This window comes from Serratia sp. EWG9 (genome assembly GCF_019913725.1).
Taxonomy (GTDB): Bacteria; Pseudomonadota; Gammaproteobacteria; order Enterobacterales; family Enterobacteriaceae; genus Serratia; species Serratia ureilytica.
In genome coordinates, this window is record NZ_JADNRO010000002.1 from 190,119 (window position 1) to 214,100 (window position 23,982).

At 62.6% G+C, this 23,982-nt stretch carries 19 protein-coding genes; 5 read left to right on the forward strand and 14 right to left on the reverse strand.

From position 1 onward, the window contains the following. Window positions 1-32 precede the first annotated feature (32 nt). Window positions 33-557 carry an NAD(P)H-dependent oxidoreductase gene (locus ITX55_RS06360; RefSeq protein ID WP_164057555.1) on the forward strand — a complete coding sequence of 175 codons (525 nt, stop codon included), beginning with the start codon at window positions 33-35 and terminating at the stop codon, window positions 555-557. 28 nt (window positions 558-585) lie between these two features. On the opposite strand, the gene treC is transcribed toward ITX55_RS06360, so the two are convergent. The 3 genes from treC to treR form a co-directional block, all read right to left on the reverse strand. Then, window positions 586-2,250 (reverse strand): alpha,alpha-phosphotrehalase, encoded by a 1,665-nt coding sequence (gene treC / locus ITX55_RS06365; RefSeq protein ID WP_223084922.1) that lies wholly within the window; start codon window positions 2,248-2,250, stop codon window positions 586-588. Window positions 2,251-2,447: 197 nt separating this feature from the next. Then, a complete protein-coding gene (gene treB / locus ITX55_RS06370) occupies window positions 2,448-3,863 on the reverse strand; it encodes a PTS trehalose transporter subunit IIBC (protein WP_033651452.1) in 1,416 nt (471 codons plus the stop codon). 129 nt (window positions 3,864-3,992) lie between these two features. Next, window positions 3,993-4,940: a trehalose operon repressor TreR gene (gene treR, locus ITX55_RS06375; RefSeq protein WP_223084926.1), complete on the reverse strand. Its 948-nt coding sequence runs from the start codon at window positions 4,938-4,940 to the stop codon at window positions 3,993-3,995. 424 nt (window positions 4,941-5,364) lie between these two features. Here treR and mgtA point away from each other — a divergent pair, with 424 nt between their 5' ends. Together mgtA and ITX55_RS06385 are read left to right on the forward strand one after the other, a co-directional pair. Continuing rightward, window positions 5,365-8,073 carry a magnesium-translocating P-type ATPase gene (gene mgtA / locus ITX55_RS06380; RefSeq protein WP_223084927.1) on the forward strand — a complete coding sequence of 903 codons (2,709 nt, stop codon included), beginning with the start codon at window positions 5,365-5,367 and terminating at the stop codon, window positions 8,071-8,073. Window positions 8,074-8,340: 267 nt separating this feature from the next. Beyond that, on the forward strand, window positions 8,341-10,731 hold the full coding sequence (locus ITX55_RS06385; RefSeq protein WP_223084928.1) for a beta-N-acetylhexosaminidase: 2,391 nt from the start codon (window positions 8,341-8,343) through the stop codon (window positions 10,729-10,731). A 29-nt stretch (window positions 10,732-10,760) separates the two neighbouring features. Here ITX55_RS06385 and ITX55_RS06390 read toward each other — a convergent pair whose 3' ends face one another. The 9 genes from ITX55_RS06390 to argF form a co-directional block, all read right to left on the reverse strand. Next, a complete protein-coding gene (locus tag ITX55_RS06390) occupies window positions 10,761-11,489 on the reverse strand; it encodes a proteasome-type protease (protein ID WP_015376453.1) in 729 nt (242 codons plus the stop codon). 75 nt (window positions 11,490-11,564) lie between these two features. Next, the gene (locus ITX55_RS06395; protein ID WP_004933384.1) at window positions 11,565-12,359 is read right to left on the reverse strand and encodes a transglutaminase family protein; all 795 of its coding nucleotides are present in this window, start codon (window positions 12,357-12,359) and stop codon (window positions 11,565-11,567) included. Continuing rightward, window positions 12,356-13,282 (reverse strand): alpha-E domain-containing protein, encoded by a 927-nt coding sequence (locus tag ITX55_RS06400; RefSeq protein ID WP_004933382.1) that lies wholly within the window; start codon window positions 13,280-13,282, stop codon window positions 12,356-12,358. The genes ITX55_RS06395 and ITX55_RS06400 overlap by 4 nt, the downstream gene beginning before the upstream one ends. Then, window positions 13,276-14,712, reverse strand: coding sequence for a circularly permuted type 2 ATP-grasp protein (locus ITX55_RS06405; RefSeq protein ID WP_004933380.1), 1,437 nt, complete (start codon window positions 14,710-14,712; stop codon window positions 13,276-13,278). Before ITX55_RS06405 ends, ITX55_RS06400 begins: the two co-directional genes overlap by 7 nt. A gap of 258 nt (window positions 14,713-14,970) precedes the next feature. Further along, window positions 14,971-15,357, reverse strand: coding sequence for a 2-iminobutanoate/2-iminopropanoate deaminase (ridA, locus tag ITX55_RS06410; protein WP_033651447.1), 387 nt, complete (start codon window positions 15,355-15,357; stop codon window positions 14,971-14,973). A 159-nt stretch (window positions 15,358-15,516) separates the two neighbouring features. After that, a complete protein-coding gene (gene pyrI / locus ITX55_RS06415) occupies window positions 15,517-15,981 on the reverse strand; it encodes an aspartate carbamoyltransferase regulatory subunit (RefSeq protein WP_223084929.1) in 465 nt (154 codons plus the stop codon). 12 nt (window positions 15,982-15,993) lie between these two features. Next, window positions 15,994-16,929 carry an aspartate carbamoyltransferase gene (gene pyrB / locus ITX55_RS06420; RefSeq protein ID WP_223084930.1) on the reverse strand — a complete coding sequence of 312 codons (936 nt, stop codon included), beginning with the start codon at window positions 16,927-16,929 and terminating at the stop codon, window positions 15,994-15,996. A gap of 289 nt (window positions 16,930-17,218) precedes the next feature. Then, the gene (locus ITX55_RS06425; protein ID WP_223084931.1) at window positions 17,219-18,787 is read right to left on the reverse strand and encodes an ABC transporter substrate-binding protein; all 1,569 of its coding nucleotides are present in this window, start codon (window positions 18,785-18,787) and stop codon (window positions 17,219-17,221) included. A gap of 196 nt (window positions 18,788-18,983) precedes the next feature. After that, window positions 18,984-20,003 carry an ornithine carbamoyltransferase gene (argF, locus tag ITX55_RS06430; RefSeq protein WP_197849745.1) on the reverse strand — a complete coding sequence of 340 codons (1,020 nt, stop codon included), beginning with the start codon at window positions 20,001-20,003 and terminating at the stop codon, window positions 18,984-18,986. Window positions 20,004-20,165: 162 nt separating this feature from the next. Here argF and rraB point away from each other — a divergent pair, with 162 nt between their 5' ends. Together rraB and miaE are read left to right on the forward strand one after the other, a co-directional pair. Continuing rightward, a complete protein-coding gene (gene rraB / locus ITX55_RS06435; protein ID WP_025305115.1) occupies window positions 20,166-20,591 on the forward strand; it encodes a ribonuclease E inhibitor RraB in 426 nt (141 codons plus the stop codon). A gap of 178 nt (window positions 20,592-20,769) precedes the next feature. Continuing rightward, window positions 20,770-21,534: a tRNA isopentenyl-2-thiomethyl-A-37 hydroxylase MiaE gene (miaE, locus tag ITX55_RS06440; protein WP_108680113.1), complete on the forward strand. Its 765-nt coding sequence runs from the start codon at window positions 20,770-20,772 to the stop codon at window positions 21,532-21,534. Window positions 21,535-21,549: 15 nt separating this feature from the next. On the opposite strand, the gene ITX55_RS06445 is transcribed toward miaE, so the two are convergent. Together ITX55_RS06445 and ITX55_RS06450 are read right to left on the reverse strand one after the other, a co-directional pair. After that, window positions 21,550-23,157 carry a GMC family oxidoreductase gene (locus tag ITX55_RS06445; protein WP_108680114.1) on the reverse strand — a complete coding sequence of 536 codons (1,608 nt, stop codon included), beginning with the start codon at window positions 23,155-23,157 and terminating at the stop codon, window positions 21,550-21,552. 225 nt (window positions 23,158-23,382) lie between these two features. Continuing rightward, window positions 23,383-23,886, reverse strand: a complete 504-nt coding sequence (locus ITX55_RS06450) for a GNAT family N-acetyltransferase (protein WP_108680115.1) — start codon at window positions 23,884-23,886, stop codon at window positions 23,383-23,385. Window positions 23,887-23,982 lie beyond the last annotated feature (96 nt).

The window sequence follows — 23,982 nt, forward strand, 5'->3', positions numbered from 1 at the left end:
TGCCTCATCTTCTTATGACCGAGGAATCATGTATGTCGCGCATTTTAGTGTTAACCGCCCACCGCACCCCCGACGAGTCGCGCATTAATAAGGCGCTGATCGAGGCCGTACGCCCGCTGCCCAACGTGACCGTTCACGAACTGATCCGCGCGTATCCGGATTACCGCATCGACGTGGCGCGCGAACAGGCGCTGCTGCAGAGCCATGATGCGGTAGTGATGCTGTTCCCGTTTTACTGGTACAGCTCGCCGGCGATCCTCAGCGAATGGCAGGATGCGGTATTAACCTACGGTTTCGCCTACGGCAGCGAAGGCACTCAACTGCACGGCAAGCCGCTGCAGCTGGTGGTGAGCACCGGCGGCGACGCGCAGGCTTATACGGCGCAAGGGTACAACCGTTACCCGGTGCAGGATCTGCTGCTGCCGTTCCACGCCATGGCCAACCTGACCGGCATGGATTATCTGCCGCCGCATCTGGTGCAGGGCGTGAGCGACATGAGTGATGAGCAGTTGGCGCAAGAGGCCGCCGGCGTGGCGGCGCTGCTGGGGAAAAGGTAGGGCGCAGCGTTCGCCGCGCCCTGCGGGGTCAGTCTTCGAGCAGCCACCACACCGCTTCGAACGGCCGCAGCGTCAGCGCCTGCGGCTGGTCCGCCGAATCGGCGTAGTTGCTCATCAGCGGGCGCCATTGTGCGGAAGCTTCCACGCCTTCCGCCGCCCAGGCCAGCGGTTCGCGGCTCAGGTTGGCCGCCACCAGCAGGCGCTGGCCGTTCCAGCTGCGCTGATAGCACCACAGCGCCGGGTGTTCCGGCGCCAGATCCTGATAGTCGCCGTGGGTCAGCAGCGGATACTGCTTGCGCAGGGTGATCAGCTGGCGATAGGAGTAAAACACCGAGTCGAGATCGGCCAGCGCCGCGTCGGCGTTGATCTGCAGGTAGTTCTCGGCGCAGCCGATCCACGGCGTGCCGGTGGTGAAACCGGCGTGCGGTGCGGCGCTCCACTGCATCGGCGTGCGGCCGTTGTCGCGCGATTTGTCGGCCAGGATCGCCAGCAGCTCGGCGTCGCTGCGGCCCTGGGCGCGCAGTTCGGCGTACATGTTCAGGCTTTCCACGTCGCGATACTGCTCGATGGCGCGGAAGCCGGGGTTGGTCATGCCGAGTTCTTCGCCCTGATAGATATAAGGCGTGCCCTGCATGCCGTGCAGCACCATCGCCAGCATTTTGGCGGCCGGCACCCGCAGTGCGCCTTCATCGCCGAAGCGCGACACGATGCGCGGCTGATCGTGGTTGCACCAGAACAGCGCGTTCCAGGCGCGGTTATGCATCCCTTGCTGCCAGTGGCGGAAGATCTGCTTCAGTTCCACGTAATCCGGCGCCGCCCGCGTCCATTTTTCACCGCCGGCGTAGTCCACCTTCAGGTGATGGAAGTTGAAGGTCATCGACAGCTCTTCGCCGCTCTGCGCCGCGTAGCGCTGGCAATGCTCAAGTGTGGTGGAGGACATCTCGCCCACCGTCATCAGGCCGCGCGGCTGAAACACGTCGCGGCTCATCTCCTGCAGGAACTCGTGGATGCGCGGGCCGTCGGTGTAGAAGCGGCGGCCGTCGCCCTGGCTGTCGGACGGGAAGTCCTGCTGTTTGGACACCAGGTTGATCACGTCGAGACGCAGCCCGTCGACGCCTTTGTCCGCCCAGAACTGACACACTTTCTTCAGCTCTTCGCGCACCGGCGGGTGTTCCCAGTTGAGATCCGCCTGCTCGGCGGCGAACAGGTGCAGGTAGTACTGGCCGCTGTCGGCGTGCCACTGCCAGGCGTTGCCGCCGAACTTGGAGCGCCAGTTGTTCGGCGGCGTTTCACCCTCGCCGTCGCGCCAGACGTAGAACTGACGATACGGGCTGTGGCGATCCTGCGCGGCCTTGAACCACGGGTGCTCGGTCGAGGTGTGGTTGAACACCATGTCCATCACGATGCGGATGCCGCGCTGGTGGGCGGCGGCGACCAACTGCTCGAAGTCGGCCATCGTGCCGTAAGCCGGATCGATGGCGCAGTAGTCCGCCACGTCATAGCCGTTATCCACCTGCGGCGACACGTAGACCGGCGTCAGCCAGATCGCGTCCACGCCCAGTTCCTGCAGATAGTCCAGCCGCCGGGTCACCCCGGCCAAATCGCCGTAGCCGTTGCCGGTGCTGTCCTGAAAACTCTTCGGATAAATTTGGTAGATGACGCCGTTCTGCCACCAGGGGGTTGGGTTGCTCATAACTGGATACCTTTGAATCGTGACAACAGGCCCGTACCCTTCATCTTTCAAACTGCAGCGTTGTTGGCTGCTGGCGCTGCACCCCAGTCACTTACTTGAGTAAGCTCCTGGGGATTTGCACCCTTGCCGCCTAGCTACAGCTCGAAAGCTATAGGGTATTTCCGGCCCCTACATTCATGTTGCGTATTTTGCGTCAATCAAACCGGCAGCTCGCCGCGGGCGGCCTTGCGTTTGTAGACCATGATGGTCAGCACCAGCGGGATGACGATCGCCACCAGAATCGCCAGCGAGTAAATCAGCCAGAACTGCGGCTTGATAGACAGAATGCCCGGCAGGCCACCGACGCCGATGCCGTTGGCCATCACGCCGTCCAGCCCGCAGATAAGGCCGGCGATCGCGGAGCCGATCATCGCGCACAGCATTGGGAAGCGGTATTTGAGGTTGATGCCGTACATCGCCGGTTCGGTCACGCCGAGGTAGGCGGAGATCGCCGCCGGCACCGAGATTTCACGCTCGTTGGCCTTGCGGCTGATGATGATGATGCCGAGCACCGCCGAGGCCTGCGCGATGTTGGACAGCGCAATCAGCGGCCACACCGGGGTGCCGCCCATGCTCTGGATCATCTGCATGTCGATAGCCAGCGTGGTCTGGTGCACGCCGGTGATCACCAGCGGCGCATACAGGAAGCCGAACAGCGCGGCGCCCACCGGCGCGAAGCTGCCGGTCATCACCGATTTCACCGCCCAGGCAACGCCGTCGCCGATCATGCGGCCGAACGGCCCGATCAGCGCGTGCGCCAGGAACACCGCCAGCAGCAGCGAGACCACCGGCACCACCACCAGATAGAGATAGTCGGGAACGATCTTTTTCAGCCGGGTTTCGATCCAGCCCAGCGCCATGCCCGCCAGGATCGACGGGATCACCTGCGCCTGATAGCCCACTTTCTGGATCACGAACCAGCCGAAGTTCCACACTTCCGGCGTTTGCTGGCCGAGCAGGTAGGAGTTCATCAGCTGCGGCGACACCAGGGTGACGCCCAGCACGATGCCGAGCACCGGGGTGCCGCCCATCTTTTTCACCGTCGACCAGCAGATGGCCACCGGCAGGAACATGAAGATCGCTTCACCGAGCAGCCACAGGAAGTCGTAAACGGTTTTCCACGCCGGGTGCATCTGCGCCAGCGTTTGGCCGCCGGACATCGGGATGTCGCCGATCACGTTGCGGAAGCCGAGGATCAGACCGCCGCTGATCAGCGCCGGCAGCAGCGGGAAGAAGATCTCGGCGAAGTGGGAGATGGTGCGCTCGGTCCAGGTCATGTTCTGGCGCGCGGCCACCTTGGCCTGCTCCTTGTCGGCCTCGTTGACGCCGGTGCTGGCGATCAGCGCCTGATAGTAGTCGCCGACGTCGGTGCCGATCACCACCTGGAACTGCCCGGCGTTGGTGAAGCAACCCTTGACCATCGGCAGCTCTTCGATCTCTTTCGGTTTCGCCTTATTGGGATCGTTGAGGACGAAACGCAGCCGGGTAATGCAATGGCTGACGGTGGCGATGTTCTCGCGGCCGCCGACCAAAACAATCAGGCGATCAATATCCTGCTGTTTTACTTTGCTCATTATGGGATACCTGCAGAGGTGTTGACTGAGTAATGATCAAAGCTTAGCCACTCGGCATTTTGAATGAAATGGGAACGTTCCCGGTTTGGGGCGAGGATCACAAAATGACGAAAAATGGTCAACTTCCGATCAGGAAAGTTTGCTGGGCACCAACAGGCGGCGGATCCCCTGTTCGCCGCTGAGCTGCGCCAGCAGCTGCTGCGCCGCCAGCAGGCCGGCGCTACCGTAGCCGAACTCCACCGACAGGGTGTCGGGGAACAAGAAGCTGAGCAGCGGGGTGTTGCCGATGGCGCATACCTGGATGGCGCGCGTCGGCTGTTGTTGCAGGTATTTGATCGCCCCCAGGGCGATGCTGTCGGAGGCGCAAATCAGCGCGCTGGTGTGCGCGTCAATCACTTCGGCGGCGTGCTGGAAACCGCTCTGGTAGCTCAGTTCGCCCAGCGTGGCGCGCGGCGTGAGCCTGAGGCGTTCACAGGCGTCGAGATAGGCCTGATAGCGGCGCTGGCCGGTGGTGGCGTCGCTGAGCTGCACCCCCAGATAGCCGATATGCCGATGCCCTTGCTGATACAGGCGATCCATCAACAGGTTCACCGCGCCGGCGTCGTCGTAGCAGACGGACGAGAAGCCGTCGTATTCGCGCACCATCACCACCATTTTTTCCTGCCACGGCTTGAGCATCGCCGCGGTCAGGCCGGTGAAGCCGAACAGGATCACGCCGTCGACGTTGCGCTGATGCAGTACGTGCAGATGCTCCTGCACCAGGCGGGTTTCGAACTGGCTCTCCATCACGATCGGATCGAAGCCTTGCTGATACAGCAGCGGCAGCATGGTGCGTACCGCCTGGTTTTCCGACGGCGAGTCGAGACGGGAAACGATGATGCCCACCACTTTGTCGCTTTGGCCGCGCATGGCGCGCGCCGACTTGGAGGGCGTAAACCCTTGCTGACGGATCACCGCTTCCACCCGTTCACGGGTTTGCGGGCTCACGCTGCCTTCATTGTTCAGCACGCGTGAGACGGTGGATTTGCCTACGCCGCTCAGGCGCGCGATGTCCTTGATGGTCAGCCGGTTTTGCATGGTTTACTTTTCGTTGAGGTGGACAGGCGTAACATAAAGGCCTGTAAAACAATGCCCGTCAGCATAGCTCATTTTCCGACGCGGATCTTGATGCAAAACGGGATTGTGACATTGCGATGAACGGCCGCTCCTGCCGCTCTGTTTTTCCCTTTACCGGAGGTTATTCCCCATATGGACCCCGACCCGACTGCTTTAGACACTCACTCGGTTCTCCGGTAAAACCTCTCCGCCTGGCGCTGCTGTTTTACCGGTGAAGTACATCACGGTAACCGGTAGCGCGCGCTTCTTCGTTCGCTCCTGCTGCTGAAAAAAAGAATAAGGATCTGCGTTGGCAGAGGCTTTTTGGCGCACCCGCCATTCGCCCGGCCGATGACGATCCCCGTTTACCCGCTGCCGTGAGGCACCGGGCGACGAGGTGCGACCCATGAAATTGAAAAAACTCCCCCGTCAGCTGCTGGGCCTGTTCGTCCGCGGCCTCCCGCGCCGTTTGGTGCGCCGCGACAGCCTGCTGGACAGCGTCGGCGGCGCTGCGCGCGACATGCCGGCCGGCCTGGCGCAGCAGCGGCTGGAATGCGCCGCCGCAGAAACGATGCAGCTCTTTGAGCGTTTTCACAGCCACCCGGAAGGCATCACCGCCCATGAGGCGGAACAGGTGCGCCAGCGCTGCGGCGAGAACGTCATCGACGATCAGCAGAAAGAGGCCTGGTGGCAACACCTCTGGCACTGCTACCGCAACCCGTTCAACCTGCTGCTGACCGCGCTCGGCATGATCTCTTACGCCACCGAGGATCTCACCGGCGCCTTGGTGATCGCGCTGATGGTGCTGATCTCTACGCTGCTGAACTTCATCCAGGAGGCGCGATCCAACCGGGCGGCCGACGCGCTGAAGGCCATGGTGAGCAACACCGCCACGGTGATCCGCAGCGATGCGCTCACCGGCAGGAGCGAGCACGTGGAGCTGCCGATCGCGCAGCTGGTGCCGGGCGATATCATCAAACTGGCGGCCGGCGACATGATCCCGGCGGATCTGCGCGTGCTGTCGGCCAAGGATCTGTTCATCAGCCAGGCGGCGCTGACCGGCGAATCGCTGCCGGTGGAAAAATCCGCCGCGCCGCAATTGTCGGCGGCCGATCCGCTCGACTGCCAGAACCTGTGCTTCATGGGCACCAACGTGGTCAGCGGCACCGCGCTGGCGATGGTGATCGGCACCGGCGGCGGCACCTATTTCGGCCAGCTGGCGCAGCGCGTCACCAGCCAGGATGAGCAGCCGAACGCCTTCCAGAGCGGCATCAGCAAGGTCAGCTGGCTGCTGATCCGCTTTATGCTGGTGATGACGCCGATCGTGCTGCTGATCAACGGCTACACCAAGGGCGACTGGTGGGAGGCGGCGCTGTTCGCGCTGTCGGTGGCGGTCGGGCTGACGCCGGAGATGCTGCCGATGATCGTCACCTCGACGCTGGCCAAAGGGGCGGTGAAGCTGTCGCGCCAGAAGGTGATCGTCAAACGTCTGGACGCCATCCAGAACTTCGGCGCGATGGACATTCTGTGCACCGACAAGACCGGCACCCTGACCCAGGACAAGATCGTGCTGGAGCGCCATACCGACGTGTTCGGCGCCAGCAGCGAGCGGGTGCTGCGCTACGCCTGGCTGAACAGCTTCTACCAGACCGGGCTGAAAAACCTGCTCGACGTGGCGGTGCTGAGCTGCGCGGAGCAAAATCAGCAGCCGGAAGCGCTGCAAAACTACCGCAAGGTGGATGAGATCCCGTTCGACTTCGTGCGCCGCCGCATGTCGGTGGTGGTGGCCAAAGACAACGAGTATCACGAGCTGGTGTGCAAGGGCGCGCTGGAAGAGATGCTGGCGATTTGCAGCCACGTGCGCCACGAAGACGAGGTGATCCCGCTGAGCGAAGCGCTGCTGGCGAGGATCCGCCGCATAACCGACGATCTCAACCAGCAGGGGCTGCGGGTGGTGGCGGTGGCCAACAAGATCCTGCCGGCGCAAACCCATGAATACGGCGTGGCGGACGAGTCGGATCTGATCCTCGAAGGCTACGTCGCCTTCCTCGATCCGCCGAAGGAAAGCACCGCGCCGGCGCTGGCGGCGCTGAAACAGAACGGCGTCACGGTGAAGATCCTCACCGGCGACAACGAGCTGGTGGCCGCCAAAGTGTGCCGGGACGTCGGGCTGGAGGCCGATCATCTGCTGCGCGGCAGCGAGATCGAGCAGATGGACGACGAGCAGCTGGCGCAGGCGGCGGCGCGCACCACGGTGTTCGCCAAGCTGACGCCGCTGCACAAGGAGCGCATCGTCAAACTGCTGCGCCGCCAGGGGCACGTGGTGGGCTTTATGGGCGACGGCATCAATGACGCGCCGGCGCTGCGCGCGGCCGATATCGGCATCTCCGTCGATTCGGCGGTGGACATCGCCAAGGAAGCGGCGGACATCATCCTGCTGGAAAAAAGCCTTATGGTGCTGGAGCAGGGGGTGATCGAAGGGCGCCGCACCTTCGCCAACATGCTGAAATACATCAAGATGACCGCCAGCTCCAACTTCGGCAACGTGTTCAGCGTGCTGATCGCCAGCGCCTTCCTGCCGTTTCTGCCGATGCTGCCGCTGCACCTGTTGATTCAGAACCTGATGTACGACATCTCGCAGATCGCCATCCCGTTCGATAACGTCGACGACGATCAGATCACCCAGCCGCAGCGCTGGAACTCCGCCGATCTGGGGCGGTTTATGGTGTTCTTTGGGCCGATCAGTTCGATCTTCGACGTGCTGACCTTCAGCCTGATGTGGTGGGTATTCAAGGCCAACACGCCGGAAATGCAGACGCTGTTCCAGTCCGGCTGGTTCGTGGAAGGGCTGCTGTCGCAAACGCTGATCGTGCACATGATCCGCACGCGCAAAATTCCGTTTATCCAGAGCCGCCCGTCCTGGCCGCTGTGCATCATGACGCTGGCGGTGATCGCCACCGGCATCGGCCTGGTGTTCTCGCCGCTGGCCGGCTTCCTGCAGCTGCAGGCGCTGCCGCTCGGTTACTTCCCGTGGCTGGTGCTGATCCTCGCCGGTTACATGGTGCTGACCCAGTGCGTGAAAGGCTGGTTCGTGCGCCGCTACGGCTGGCAATAACCCGTTCGCCCCCTCCGGCCGGGAGGGGGCAACTGTGATCCCGTCCGCTTTTTCACCGCAACGGTTGGACATCTGTTCTGTGCTGAGTCTTTATCTACAGCGTTGGCTGTTTTCCCCTGCGCCTTTCAAGCCACCGCGTTGTTGGCTGTACGCCCGCCCCCCAGTTACTTAGCAGACCTAAGCGCCTGGGGATGCGGGCGCTTGCCGCCTAGCGGTGGTTTGAAATTCATTGGGGATATTTTGTTTTTTTCCTCTGAGGAATTTCCGATGCACAGACCTTTCCGTTATACGCTACTGGCTTCATCGTTATGGTTTTCTTGCGGCGCGCTGGCGCAGCCGGCGGGCGATCTGCCGCTGATGCCCTGGCCGCAGCAGGTGGAAGTGACGCAACCGGCGGGCAAACTGATTTTGGATCACCGGCTGTCGTTAAGCCTCCAGGGCGATGATTTGGGCGACACGCTGCCGCGTTGGCGCCAGCGCATCGAACTGCAGACCGGTTGGACGCTGGCGCCGAGGGAAGAAGCAAACGGCGTGGCGATCAAGGTGGTGATCAAGGATCGGGTGGCGGCGCAGCCGCTGCCGGGCAGCGATGAGAGTTACCGGCTGGCGGTCACGCCGCAGGGCGCCACGCTGACCGCCAACACCCGCTTCGGCGCGCTGCGCGGCATGGAGACCCTGCTGCAACTGCTGCAGACCGATGGGCAAAACACTTTCCTGCCATTGGTGGATATTCGCGATGTGCCGCGTTTTCCGTGGCGCGGCGTGCTGCTGGATTCGGCGCGCCATTTCCTGCCGCTGCCGGACATTTTGCGCCAGCTTGACGGCATGGCGGCGGCCAAGCTCAACGTGTTCCACTGGCACCTGAGCGACGATCAGGGCTGGCGCTTCGCCTCCGAGCATTACCCCAAATTGCAGCAGCAGGCCAGCGACGGCCAGTTCTACACCCGCGAGCAAATGCGGCAGGTGGTGGCTTACGCCACGGCGCGCGGCATTCGCGTGGTGCCGGAGATCGACATGCCGGGGCACGCCTCCAGCATCGCGGTGGCCTATCCCGACCTGATGAGCGCGCCGGGGCCGTATCGCATGGAGCGCGAGTGGGGCGTGCATAAGCCGACGCTCGATCCAACCCGCGACGAGGTTTATCAGTTTGTCGATACGATCGTCGGCGAGCTGGCGGCGATCTTCCCCGATCCTTATCTGCACATCGGCGGCGACGAAGTGGACGCCAGCCAGTGGCGGGCGTCGCCGTCGATTCAGGCGTTTATGCAGCAGAACGGGCTGGCGGATACCCATGCGCTGCAGGCCTACTTCAACCAGAAGCTGGAAAAAGTCCTCGAGAAGCACCAGCGGCAGATGGTCGGCTGGGACGAGATCTATCATCCGTCGCTGCCGCGTTCGATCGTCATTCAGTCCTGGCAGGGGCAAGACTCGCTGGGCGCCAGCGCGCAGGATGGCTATCAGGGCATTCTCTCCACCGGTTTCTATCTCGATCAGCCGCAAAGCACCGCCTATCACTACCGCAATGAAATTCTGCCGCAGCCGCTGGGGGTCGAAACGGCGGTGCAACCCGGCGAGCAGGCGCAAAGCTGGCGTTTCAGCATGCCGCGCCTGAAGGGCAGCGCGGTGGAGGGCAGCTTCACGCTGATCGAGGGCAAGCAGGGCTGGCGCGGCTTTATCGATTTCAACGGCAAGTCGCGCCGCGCGGTGCACGATATCGTCTGGCGCACGCCGCAGCAGGTGACGTTCCGCGTCGATACCTGGATGGGCGACACGCGGCCGGTATTTACGCTGCAACAGGACAAGCTCAGCGGCTATACGCTGGTCGGCAACGTGCGTTACCCCACCCAGGGCGAGAAACTGGCGGCGGCGCCGGCGGGCAAGATGCCGGTGGTGCCGGATGAGAAGGGGCAGGCCAAGATCCTCGGCGGGGAAGCGGCGCTGTGGGCGGAAAACGTGCGTGCGCCGCTGATCGATCTCAAGCTGTGGCCGCGCGCCTTTGCGGTGGCGGAGCGGCTGTGGTCGGCGCAGGACGCCACCGACGAAAGCGACATGTACCAGCGGCTGGCGGCGATCGACGCCTGGTCGGTGGTGTCGGTCGGCCTGCAGCAGCACGCGGAAACGGCGCGCGAATTCACCCGGCTGAGCAACAGCGTGCAGATCGTGCCGCTGCAGATCCTGGCCGAGGCGGTGGAACCGGCGCAGTATTACACCCGCCAGCACCTGAAGTTCCAGGCCGGCAACTATCACCAGTTCGAACCGCTGAACCGCTTTGCCGATGCGCTGCCGCAGGAGAGCGAGGCGGTGCGCGCCATGCATGCGCAGGTCGCGGCTCTGCTGAAGGATAAGCGCGATAAGGCGGCGGCGCAGGCGCTGCGCGAACGGCTGCAGCGCTGGCAGGCGAACGGCGCGGCGCTGCAGACGGCGATCGCGGGCAACCGCACGCTGCGGGAGCTGGCGCCGGTGGCGCAGGACGTCGATGCCCTGGCCGCATTGGGGTTAACGCTGCTGGAGCGGTATCAGCAGGATAAACCGCTGAGCCGAACCGAGGCAGAACAAGCGCAGCGCCGGCTGGATGCGGCGGCGCAGACGCGCGACGAAGTGGTGATTGCGGCGGTGTACCCGCTGGAGGCGTTGCTGCGGGGGTTGCAGGTGCAATGAGGCGGACGGGCTCGTGTGAGCCCGGATCCCTACAGCTGCAGCGGCGGCAACTGGGTGAAAATGCTGACCAGGCCTTCGCCCCAGCCCTTGCGGATGGCGCTGAAGTACGGATGGTCTTCGGTAATGCGGTATTGCCGGGCATGGCTGAAGCTGTCGCGCGGGTAGATCATCACGTCGAGCGGCAGCCCGACGGACAGGTTGCTGCGCAGGGTCGAATCCAGTGAAATCAGCGCGCATTGCATCGCTTGTTCCAGCGGCGTGTCGTAGTGCAGCACCCGGTCGATGATCGGTTTGCCGTATTTGCTTTCGCCTATCTGAAAATAGGGCGTGTCGCGGGTGGCTTCGATAAAGTTGCCTTGCGGGTAGATATGGAACAGCCGCATCTCTTCCCCGCTAATTTGGCCGCCGAGCAGCAGGTTGCAGCTGAAATCGGTGGTGCTGCCGCTTTGCTGCGCCTCGCTGTCGCGCTGGATCACCTCGCGCACCGTTTCCCCTACCAGCGTGGCGGCGTCGTAGAGGCTGGGAGCGTTGAGCAGGTTGGGGCGTTCGGCGTCCTTGCTGCGGTGCAACAGCAAACTGATGATGCTCTGGGTGGTCGCCAGGTTGCCGGCGCTTTGCAGCACCAGCGTGCGATCGCCGTCCTGTTGGAACACGTGCAGTTTGCGGAAGGTGGAAATATGGTCCACCCCGGCGTTGGTGCGCGAATCGGACGCAAAGACCAGCCCGGACGACAAACGCATGGCCACACAGTAGGTCATACTACAATCCCTCAAAACAAGACCGGCACGCCGCCAACGCGCCGCGTGCCCGAAACATTTTCCATCGGCAAGCGGCTACTGGCCGGTTGGCATCATTTGTACGGCGGCGATGGCGCTCATGTCTTCACAGCCGCCGCCCAATCGCATGCCGCGCACCGGGCAGGCGTCCAGATAATCGATGCCGACCGCCAGCTTAAGGTGCTGATTCGGCATGCGCGTATTGTTGGTCACGTCGAAGCTGTGCCAGCGTTCCTCCACCCACACTTCCGCCCAGGCATGGGTGGCGACATGGGTCGAGTCTTCGCTGTACAGGTAGCCGCTGACGTAGCGCGCCGGGATGTTCAGGCTGCGGCAGCAGCTCAGGAAGACATGCGTATGATCCTGACACACGCCGCTGCCGGCGGCGAAAGCCTCGGCGGCGCTGTCGGTCACGCGCGTGGAGCCAGGGCTGTAAGGCATTTTCAGCAGCAGTTCGCCCATCAGATGTTCCAGGCCGCTCAGCACCGCCTGCGGTTGATGATAACGCAGGGCGAAGGCCTGAATGGCGTCATCGGGCTGGGTCAGCGGGCTATGGCGCAGAAATACCAGCGGCGACAGATGCCCGAGCGCCCGATCTTCGACGCCGTCTTCAATCTCCACTTCCCCGAGCACCCGAATGGTGATGGCCTGATGCGGTTCATCAAGCGTCAGCACGTGCAGTACATTGCCGAAGGCGTCGGTGGTGCGCACCGCGTCATCCGGCAACGACAGTTGCCAGGAGAGGATGCGCTGATGGGGCGAATCCTGCGGCGTCAGCCGCAGATATTGGGTGCTGCGCTGCACCGGCTGGGCGTAGCGATAATGGGTGTTGTGCTCAATATTCAGTTTCATTGCGCCTCCAGATAAGTGTGATGGATGCTTTCGGCGATGCCGTTCACCTGGCCGAGAAAGGCGCTCAACCACTCGCCCAGGCCGATCTTGTTCAGGTCCTTCATGCTGCTGAAGCGCAGCTCGGCATGCAGGGTGTGCGCCAGACGTCGCGGTTGGTTGGCGCCGCCGCCGATCAGTTCCAATTGCTGCACCATGTCGCCGACGCAGGCCAGCAGTGAACGCGGGATTTCATTGCGCAGAATCATCAGTTCGGCGATGGTCTCGCGGCTCAACGGCTGCTTGTAGATGCTGTGGTAGGCTTCGCGCGCGCTCACCGCCCGCAGCAGCGTGTCCATGCGGTAATATTCGCGCACCGGGTCGCCGTCGATGTCCATCAGCGTGTTCTTCACCTCCAGCAGACGGGCGGTGCCGTCGGCCCGCTCCAGCAGGGTGCCGAGACGGATAAAGCGCATGGCGTCGCTGCGCAGCAGCGTGCCGAACATGGCGCCGCGAAACAGATGGGCGCGCTCCTTCACCCAGTCGAAGAAGGCATCGGCGCCCACCGAGCCGATGCCCTGGCGGCGGATCAGTTTCATCTCTATCCAGGTGGCGTTGATGCACTCCCAGACTTCGGATGACAGGCTGCCGCGCACCGCGTGGGCGTTGTTCCAGCCCATTTGCAGGCAGCTGAAGATGCTGCTGTGGTTACGGTTGTCGAGCGCGAAGAAGCTGACCAGATTGGGCATCGTCAATTCCGGGTAGGCGGCGGCATACAGCTGGCCGGTGCCGGTCAGGTTGAGCGGCACCTGCAGATCCTGATCGCCGCCGTCGCGGATCGGCATCATCGACAGCTTGTTGGTGACGTCCAGCACCCGGGCGATGCTTTCCGCCCGCTCCAGATAGCGGGCCATCCAATAGAGTTCACTGGCGGTGCGGCTCAGCATAGGTCGTCCTCCAATACCCAGGTGTCCTTGGTGCCGCCGCCCTGCGACGAGTTCACCACCAGCGAACCTTCCGCCAACGCCACCCGGGTCAGGCCGCCGGGCACCAGGCGGATCTCCGCGCCGCTGAGGGCGAACGGCCGCAGATCGATATGCCGCGGCGCCAGACCATCGTTGACGAAGGTCGGGCAGGTGGACAGCGCCAGCGTGTTTTGCGCAATGTAATTCTGCGGGCGAGACAGCAGCAGAGCGCGGAAGCGGGCGAGCTCGTCCTTGCTCGCCGTGGGGCCGATCAACATGCCGTAGCCGCCGGCGCCGTGCACCTCTTTCACGACCATCTGTTCGAGGTTGGCCAGCACATACGACAGTTCGTTTTTATGTCGGCACTGCCAGGTCGGCACGTTGTTGAGGATCGGTTCCTCTTGCAGGTAGAAGCGCACCATATCCGGCACGTAGGGGTAGATCGATTTGTCGTCGGCCACGCCGGTGCCGATGGCGTTGGCCAGCACCACATTGCCGGCGCGATACACCGACAGCAGCCCCGGTACGCCGAGCATCGAGTCCGGCCGAAACGCCAGCGGATCGAGGAAGGCGTCGTCCACCCGACGATAGATCACGTCCACTTTGCACGGCCCGGCGGTGGTGCGCATGAAGACCGCGCCGTCCTTGACGAACAGATCGGCGCTTTCGACCAGCTCCACCCCCATCTGCTGCGCCAGGAAACTGTGCTCAAAATAGGCGCTGTTGAAGCGGCCCGGCGTCAACACCACCACGGTGGGATCGTTGATGGGCGAGCTTTCGCGCAGCGTTTGCAGCAGGTGCGACGGGTAGCGCTCCACCGGCGCGATGCGTTGCCGGGCGAACAGTTCCGGATAGAGACGCATCATCATTTTGCGGTTTTCCAGCATGTAAGAGACGCCGGACGGGGTGCGCAAGTTATCTTCCAGCACGTAGTATTGGCCGTCGCTGTTGCGGACCATGTCCACGCCGACGATATGCGCATAGATATCGCGATGCAGATCAACGCCTTGCATACAGGGTTGATACTGATCGTTGGCCAGCACCTGCTCCGCCGGAATGAGGCCGGCCTTCAGAATATGCTGCTGGTGGTAAATGTCATGCAGGAAGGCATTGAGCGCCTGTACGCGCTGGCGAATGCCGCGATCGAGCATCGCCCATTCGGCGGCCGGAATAATGCGCGGCACGCTGTCGAACGGGATCAACCGCTCGGCGCCGTCATCGTCGCCGTAGACGTTGAAGGTGATGCCCACCCGGTGAAACAGCAGCGCAGCCTCTTCCCGCTTGCGTTGCACGGCCTGGTGATCGGCCTGCTGCAGCCATTGCCAGTAGGCGTCGTAGTGGCCACGGTGTTTTCCCTCAGCCAGAAGCATCTCATCAAAAAACGGTGAAGCGGAAAGATTGATATTCAGCATCGTCACCTCGTCGACATTGCAGGCTGTCAATCAATCGAGCATAAAACGTGCCAAGGCGATAACGGGCGAAAATGGCGCAGAGCGAGGCTGCCGCGGCGAAAAACGCCCGTTTGCGGTGCAGGTCTGGCGTGACGACGCCTTAATATAGGGCGAAAAGGCGGCGGCGGTGGGCGCTAAAGGCGCAGGGAGGCAGGCTGTCGGGGCAGAGCAGAAATAAAAACGGCCAGTCTGCACTGGCGTGATGCGCGTGACCGTCGATTAACGACGCACGGCGATGGCTTCGATTTCGATCTTCACGTCTTTCGGCAGACGCGCCACTTCCACGCAGGAACGGGCCGGGAACGGCGCGCTGTGCTCGGTGAAGAAGGCTTCGTACGCGGCGTTGACGGTGGCGAAGTCGTTCAGGTCTTTCACGAACACGGTGGTTTTCACGATGTCGGCAACGGTCAGGCCGGCGGCTTCGACGATCGCTTTGACGTTTTCCAGCGACTGGCGCGCTTGAGCGGCGACGTCGTCGGCGACGGCGCCGGTTTTCGGATCGACCGGGATCTGGCCGGAAGTGATGATCATGCTGCCCAGATCAACGCCCTGCACGTAAGGACCAATGGCTGCCGGGGCGAGTTCAGTGCTGATGTTACGTGACATGTTTTCTCCTGATAAACCCGTTGTCTTTCACGCCGCCGCACGGTCGGCCGCAGCGTAAAATTCGGTGGGTAGCAACGTGGGTAGAGTGATTTTCAGAGGACCCATTATAGGGCGTCACCGGGAGAATAACAGCGCCATCTCCCGGCGCCCATGCCGGGATTAGTCCGCCTGCAGCACCACCTGATGCTCGAACTCTTTTTCGCAGTAGCGGCACTTCAGGTGTACTTCACCGTCGCGCGATTTGACGCTGAAGCTCGACGCCACCGGCTCGCTGCGGCTGATGCAGTTGCCGTTCGGGCAGGTCAGCACGCCGTCGATGTGGTCCGGCAGGCTGAGGGTCAGCTTGCGCACCACTTCATAGTTGTCGATGCGGTTTACCGTGGCCTTCGGCGCGTACATCGCCAACTGGTTGGCCTGCTGCTCGGTCAGGAAGGTGTTCTCGATCTTGATCAGATCCTTGCGGCACAGCTCGTTGGAGGGCAGGTTCAGGCCGATGGTGATGCGCTGGTCGGTGGCGGTCAGCTTGAACAGCGTCAGCAGTTTGAAACCAATCTGCGCCGGAATGTGGTCGATCACCGTGCCGCATTTGATCGCTTCGACCTGCAGTTTGTTGTCGTGAGTCATGGCGGTTCCCCCTTAAAGAGCCAAATCTGCGTTGAGCACCAGCGCCAGCAGCGCCTGACGGGCGAAGATGCCGTTGCCCGCCTGCTGGAAGTAGTAAGCGTGCGGCGTTTTATCCACGTCGGTGGCGATCTCGTCGATGCGCGGCAGCGGGTGCAGCACCTTGAGGTTGGCGCGCGCGCCGGCCAGATCTGCGGCGCGCAGCACGAACTGCGCCTTCACGTTGGCGTACTCGGACGGATCGAGGCGCTCTTTCTGCACCCGGGTCATGTAGAGAATATCCAGCTCCGGCACCACTTCTTCAAAGCTGCCGTGCAGGCTGTACTCGATGCCTTTCTCTTCCAGCATTTTCAGGATGTAGGCCGGCATTGCCAGCGCGTCCGGGGCGATGAAGTAGAAGCGGTTGCCTTCGAATTTGGCCAGCGCCTGGGTGAGCGAGTGCACGGTGCGGCCGTATTTCAGGTCGCCGACCATGGCGATGCTGAGGTTGTTCAGGCGGCCCTGGGTTTCCTGGATGGTGAACAGATCCAGCAGGGTCTGGGTCGGGTGCTGGTTGGCGCCGTCGCCGGCGTTGAGCACCGGCACGTTGCCGGAGAACTCCGAGGCCATGCGCGCTGCGCCTTCCTGCGGGTGGCGCATCACGATGGCGTCCACGTAGGTGCTGATCACCGAGATGGTGTCGGCCAGGGTTTCGCCTTTTTTGCCGAGCGAGGTGTTGCTGCCGTCGGCGAAACCGACCACCGAGGCGCCGAGGCGGTGCATCGAGGTTTCGAACGACAGGCGGGTACGGGTCGAGGCTTCAAAGAAGCAGCTGGCGATCACCTTGTGTTTCAACAGTTCCGGCTGCGGGTTGGCTTTCAGACCGGCGGCGGTGCGCAGCACCAGCTCCAGATCCTCGCGGCTGAGATCGTTAATAGAGATGATGTGTTTGTGATACAGCGGGTTGGCCATTTTTCACTCCTCCTCGACGCGTGCCCGTGGCGCGGGACTTTTTAAGGCAAAAAAAAGCCCCTCAATGAGGGGCTTGAAACGATCGGTTTAGCAACAGGAGAAACAACGGCAGCTGGCCGCCGATAGGCAGTCGGTTTTGTCGATTGCGGCTAACAAAACAAACGTCGTTTTTCATGCTTTCTCCTGGCAAATTGTGGCGCATTATACTCGCGCTTTTCGCCACTGCAAGCGTTAAAACGCCGTTTTTTGCCGCCCCGCAATCGATTGGCCGGCGATGGCCGCCTGCGGGTTATTTGCTGACGCGATCGTAGTAGACCATGTCGGCGTTCAGCCCCTGCTGGTAGCCTTTGACGTTGTCGCGCAGCACCACTTCGGTTTTGGCCTGATCGATAAATACGTACGGCGAACTGCGCTGCAGCTCCTGCTGCATGGCGGTGTACCGCGCGCGGCGCTTGGCCGGATCGGCTTCGGCCAGCGCCGCCAGCGTCTGCTTATTCAACTGCGGGATCTGCCAGCCGTTCAGCCCGGCCACCGTGCTGCTCTTGCCGTCGTTGTAGGCAAAGGCGCTGGCGTTGGAGTGGGCGTCGAAGTAATCCGGGATCCACAGGCGGATCGCCGCCTGATGCTGCCTGGCGCGCACGCGGGAGTAAACCTGGCTGCCCGCGGCCGGCAGCAGCTCGACCTTCACGCCGGCAGCGGCGAAGCTACCCTGCAGCGCCTGCGCGATGGTGATGAACGGCGGTTTGTTCTCTACGTCCAGCGTAAAGGCGGCGTGGGTGATGCCCGCCTTGGCCAGAATGGCTTTCGCCTTGGCCGGATCGTAGCGGAACGGGTTGGTCTCCAGCGCGCCCGGCAGCCCGACCGGCAGGAAGCTCTGATGCACGAAGTATTGGCCCTTCAGCAGATCCTGGGTGATGCCCTGATAATCCACCAGATAGCGCGCCGCCTCCCAGAAGGCCGGGTTGTTCAGCAGCGGATTGGCGCCGTTGCCGGTGTTGAACACCAGGTAGTTTTGTTCGGCGGACGGGATCTCCAGCACCTTAACCCCCGGCTGGTTCTTCAGCGTGTCGGTCTGGTCGGCGCCCAGTTCGCGGGCGATATCGGCGTCGCCCTGCTGGACCAGCAGGCGGCGGGTGGCCGGATCCGGCACGTTCTTGATGATGATGTTTTTCAGCTGCGGCTTGCCGCCCGGCGTCGTGGGGTTGGCGTCCAGCACGATCGCCTGATGCGGCTGATAGACGCGCATCTTGAACGGGCCGCCGCCGGCGGAGTGCATTTTCAGCCAGGCGTTGCCGAAGTCGCCGTCTTTGACGTTGACCAGCGCCGCTTTGCTGTCGACGATCGAGGCGATCGGCGTCGAGAGGATATTCAGCGCCACCGCCGGGCTGACGTCCGCCGTCCAGCGCAACTGCACGGTATGGTCGTCGATCTTCTTCAACTGCGCGTCGATGTTGTCCGGCTGCCAGCCGAGCACGTTGAGGATGAACGCCGGCGACTTGTTCATTTTCACCGCGCGGCGGTAGGAGAAGATCACGTCGTCGGCGGTCAGCGGGTTGCCGGAGGCGAACGCCGCCTGCGGCCGCAGTTTTACCGTCAGCGTTTTGGCCGCCGCATCGCTCTGCCAGCTTTCTGCCAGCACCGGTGCCACCTTGGCCGGATCGTCGCGATCCGCCTGTACCAAGCGCTGGTACAGGCTGGGCACCGTCTGGATGCTGGAGAGTTCGTTGGCTTCCGCCGGATCGAGGCTGACGATGTCATCCAGCGATTGTACTACCACCAGCGTATTCGGCGGCGTGGCGGATAACGCGGCGGCGGGCAGGGCGGCGAGCAGGAACAGCGGCAAGAGTTTGGTTTTCATCGATGTGTATCCCCTGAAGGCGCCGCAAGGCGGCGCTGAGAACGGTTTGTTATCGTTGGTTTTTACGGCGCGGGCGCCGTCGGCCTGTCACGGTAGAACCTTTGCCGGCGGCGGGCAAAGGCCAATGCGCTATTTGATATTCCAGGAATATATTAGCCGCCCTGGCCGGGGGGGCCAGGGCGGAGGGAGAGGCGTGTCAGAGCGTTGCGCTCAGCGTGGCGACCAGCACCGCCTTGATGGTATGCAGCCGGTTTTCCGCCTGATCGAACACCACGCTGTGCGCCGACTCGAACACCTCGTCGGTCACTTCCATGCCGCCGTGCAGATCGTACTGCTGTGCCATCTGCTTGCCGAGCGTGGTTTGATCGTCGTGGAACGCCGGCAGGCAGTGCAGGAACTTCACGTTCGGGTTGCCGGTCAGTTTCAGCATCGCCATGTTGACCTGATACGGCCGCAGCAGCGCGATACGCTCCCGCCAGGTCTCTTTCGGTTCGCCCATCGACACCCACACGTCGGTGTAGAGGAAATCGGCGTCTTGTACCCCTTCGGCGATGTCTTCGGTCAGGGTGAGTTTCGCGCCGGTTTGCTGCGCCAGCGCCTGGCATTCGGCCACCAGTTCCGGCTGCGGCCAACAGGCCTTCGGCGCCACCAGCCGCAGATCCATGCCCGCCAGCGCGGCGGCTTCCAGCAGCGTGTTGCCCATGTTGTTGCGCGCGTCGCCGACGTACGCCAGCTTCACTTCGTTCAGCGCCTTGCCCGGCAGGTGTTCCTGCACGGTGAGCAGATCCGCCAGCAATTGGGTAGGGTGGAACTCGTCGGTCAGGCCGTTCCACACCGGCACGCTGGCGTGCTGCGCCAGGGTTTCCACCAGCGCCTGGCCGTAGCCGCGGTACTGAATACCGTCGTACAGGCGGCCCAGCACCCGGGCGGTGTCTTTCATCGACTCTTTATGGCCGATCTGGCTGCCGCTCGGGCCGAGGTACGTGACCTGCGCGCCCTGATCGAATGCGGCAACTTCGAAAGAGCATCGCGTGCGGGTCGAGTCTTTTTCGAAGATGAGCGCAATGTTTTTGCCCTGCAGCCGGCGCTGTTCCCGCCCCTGCTTCTTGGCCTGCTTCAGATCGGCCGAAAGCCGCAGCAGCGCCTGCAGCTCGGCGGGGGTGAAATCCATTAACCTCAGAAAGTGACGTTGGTAGAACGCATTGCCGGTGCTCATAGTCCGATTCCCTGATTGCTTAATTGAATTAAAATTCACTTTATATGTATGAATATTCAATTTCAACCCCGGTGAGGAAATCTTTCACGTTTATCGTGGAAGCAATGTCGGCGGTGTGTGAAAATAGAAGGAATGAAGGCCATTTGACTTGAGGATATAGGCATGGCAAACCGCGAATTGCTGGAAGAACAACGTGAAGAGACCCGCCTGATCATCGAAGAGCTGCTGGAAGACGGCAGCGATCCGGACGCGCTCTACACCATCGAGCACCATCTGTCCGCCGAGAAATTTGAGGTTCTGGAGCAGGCCGCCGTTGAAGCCTTCAAGCTGGGCTACGAAGTGACCGACGCCGAAGAGCTGGAAGTGGAAGACGGTTCGATGGTGATGTGCTGCGACGTGATCAGCGAAGTCGGCCTGAACGCCGAGCTGATCGACGCTCAGGTCGAGCAACTGGTGGCGCTGGCGGAGCGCTGCGGCGTCAACTACGACGGCTGGGGCACCTACTTCGAAGATCCGAACGGTGAAGACGGTGAGGATGACGAAGACGGCGACTATATCGACGAAGACGACGACGGCAAACGCCACTAATTAACCCCGCTTATTCACATGGGCCGGTTCTCGCCGGCCCCTGATATCCCCGTCGTCTTTCAAGCTGCAGCGTTGTTGGCTGCACTCTCTCACCCCAGTCACTTACCTGAGTAAGCTCCTGGGGATGAGTGAGCTGGCCGCCTGGCTGCAACTTGAAATACATAGGGCAATGAAGCCGATGACATACCAATCCCTGTTAGCCCCGATTTTAAGCTTCCTGCACTGTGAAACCCCCGATGCCTGGATCGACGCCGCGCGCCGTCCGGAAAACCTGCAGCTGTTGCTGACCGACCACCTGGTGTGCGAGCTGAAAGCCGCGCAGACCGGCATGTGGCTGATCCGCCGCTACGTGGCGGACAAAGAGAGCGGCGACGCGCTGTTGGCGCTGCTGCGACCCTACGAGGCGTTTCTGCACGAAGCGCAGGGCGCGCCCGACACATTGTTCCGTCAGGGCCAGTTCACCCGTAAGATCCTGCCGAAAAACGGCTCGGCCTACGGCCAGGATCTGGCGGATCGCATGGTGCTGCTGATCAAGGAAGAACTGCATCATTTCTCGCAGGTGCTGGAGATCATGCAGGCGCGCGGGATCCCGTATCGCAAGATCACCGCCAGCCGCTATGCCAAGGGGATGATCCGCGAGATCCGCACCCACGATCCGGCGACGCTGATCGACAAACTGATCTGCGGCGCCTACATCGAAGCGCGATCCTGCGAACGCTTCGCCAAACTGGCGCCGCACCTGGACGACGAGCTGAACCGCTTTTACGTCTCGCTGCTGCGATCCGAAGCGCGCCACTATCAGGACTACCTGACATTGGCCGAGCAGATCGCCGGCGACGACATCAGCGAACGGGTGGCGCATTTCGGCCGCCTCGAAGCTGAACTGATCCTGTCGCCGGACAGCGAGCTGCGTTTCCACAGCGGCGTGCCCGTCGCCGCCTGACGTTGAGGCGCGTCCTTACTGCGGCGCGCCCAGCAACAAATCCACCGCCTTTTCCGCCAGCATAATGGTCGGCGCATTGGTATTGCCGCTGGTGAGCTGCGGCATCACCGAGCAGTCGATCACCCGCAGCCGTTCAAAACCGTGCACCCGCAGCTGCGGATCGGTCACCGCGTCCTGCGGCGACGGCCCCATGCGGCAGCTGCCCACCGGGTGATATACCGTCTTGCAGAAGTTGCGCACGAAGGCTTCCAGCTGCGCGTCGTCGCGCGTCCACTCCGGCTGCGGCATCAGCAGATCCTTGATCAGCGGCTTCAGCGCCGCGGTTTGCAGGAAATCCAGGCCGAACTTCACCGCGCGCACGCTGCCGGCCAGATCGTCCGGATGACCGAGGTAGTTGGCGTGCAGCTTGACCGGATCGCGCGGGTTGCTGCTGCGCAGCAGCACTTCGCCGCGCGCCTTCGGTTGCAGGTAGCCGACCTTGAGCGTGAAGCCGTGAATGTTCGGCAGCGGCTCGCCGGGCACGTCGTCCCAGCTGTCGAGCATCGGCAGAAAGTGGATCTGCACGTCCGTGCGGCCATCGCCCTGGCTGTCGGTGAAGGCGGCGCCTTCCAGCACGTTGGATGAGAGCACGCCGCTGCGAAACGCCAGCCATTGGGCACCGTGGCTCAGCGCCTGCAGGCCGCGATCGGCACCGAACAGGCTGATCGGCTCGCGGGTGCTGACGTTGATCGACATGTGCAGGTGGTCGTGGAAGTTTTTGCCCACCGGCAGATCCGCCCGCACCTCGATGCCCAGCTGCTGCAGGTGCTCGCGCGGGCCGATGCCGGACAGCATCAGCAGCTTCGGCGAACCGACCGCGCCGGCGCTGACGATCACTTCTTTGGTGGCGCGCGCGGTCACTTCCGCGCCGCCGTTCTGGCTGTAGACCACGCCGGTGGCGACGTTGCCCTCGAAGGTCAGCCGGTGCGCCAGGGCGTTCAGTTTCACCACCAGCCGCCGTTCGTCGCACACCGCCTTCAGGTAGGTGCGGGCGGTACTGGCGCGCTCGCCGTTGCGGGTGGTGGTTTGGTAGAAACCGACGCCGTGCTGGCTATCGCCGTTGAAGTCGTTGCGATAGGGCAGGTTCAACTCCTGGCCGGCGCGGATAAACGCCATGCTCAGCGGATGGCGATAGCGGTTCTCGCTGACCGGCAGCAGCCCGTCGGCGCCGTGGTAGTCGTCGGACAGGCTTTCGTTGGCCTCGGCGCGTTTGAAGTAGGGCAGCACCTCCCGGTAGCTCCAGCCGGCGCAGCCATAGCGCTCGGCCCAGTCGTCGTAATCTTGCGGCTGGCCGCGCAGGTAGATCATGCCGTTGACCGAACTGCTGCCGCCCAGCACTTTGCCCTGCGCGATCTGCATGCGGCGGTTATTGGCGTGCGGTTCCGGTTCCGTTTCGTAGGGCCAGCTCTTTTTGGCGATGATCTTGGCCACGCCGGCCGGCATCTTGATAAACAGGTTATTGTCGTCGCCGCCGGCTTCCAGCAGCAGCACCCGCGCCTGGGTGCGGCGGATCAGCTGCGCCGCCAGCACGCAGCCGGCGGAACCGGCGCCGACGATGATGTAATCAAAGGTATTTTCCGACATGACAGCTCTCCGTGCGCGATTGGGATACTGGCAGAGTAGCGCGGGGGAGCAAGCGGTCAATTTACGATCGTTAATTTATTAACGAACTTCACATTAAATTTACATCGCGGTTTTTAACGTCAGTTTATCTGCTTGAAAAACGGCGTTATAGCGAGTTTTACTGATTGATTGCGATATTAATAAAAAAGGCGCAGCAAGCTGCGCCCTGATGGAGAGGCGGGACGGTTACAGCGTTTTCAGCATGGTGACTTCGCAATCGACGTGGCCGGTGGCGCCCATCGCGTGGTCGATGTGTTCGAAGCCCAGGTGTTCGTACAGCGCGACGGCCTGCGTCAGGCTGGCGGTGGTCTCGAGGTAACAACAGCGGAAGCCGTGCCGGCGGGCGAAATCCAGCGCCTGCAGCGCCAGGCGTTTCGCCAATCCCTTGCCGCGCAACACCGGCAGGAAATACATCTTCTGCAATTCGCAAATATCGTCTGCGCCGCCCTGCAGCGGCGCGATGCCGCCGCCGCCGGCGACCTGGCCGTTCACCTCGATCACCCAGTAAGCGCTGCGCGGCAGGCTGTAGAGCTGATACAGGGCGTCCAGATTGGGATCGGAGACGGTATAGCCTTTATCCGCCGTCAGGCCGTGCTCGGCGGAGACTTCGCGAATGACGTGAGCAATGGCGGGATTGTCTTCCGCCGTGATGGGGCGCACCAGCAGGCGCGCCGGGGTTGCTGTTGTCATGTTTACACTCGCCATTGAAAGAGACCACGTTCGTTTTCGTTTTTATCGCAGCACGAAACGCGCCGGGGGTTATTTCCCGGCGGCGTCCCTGCAGCA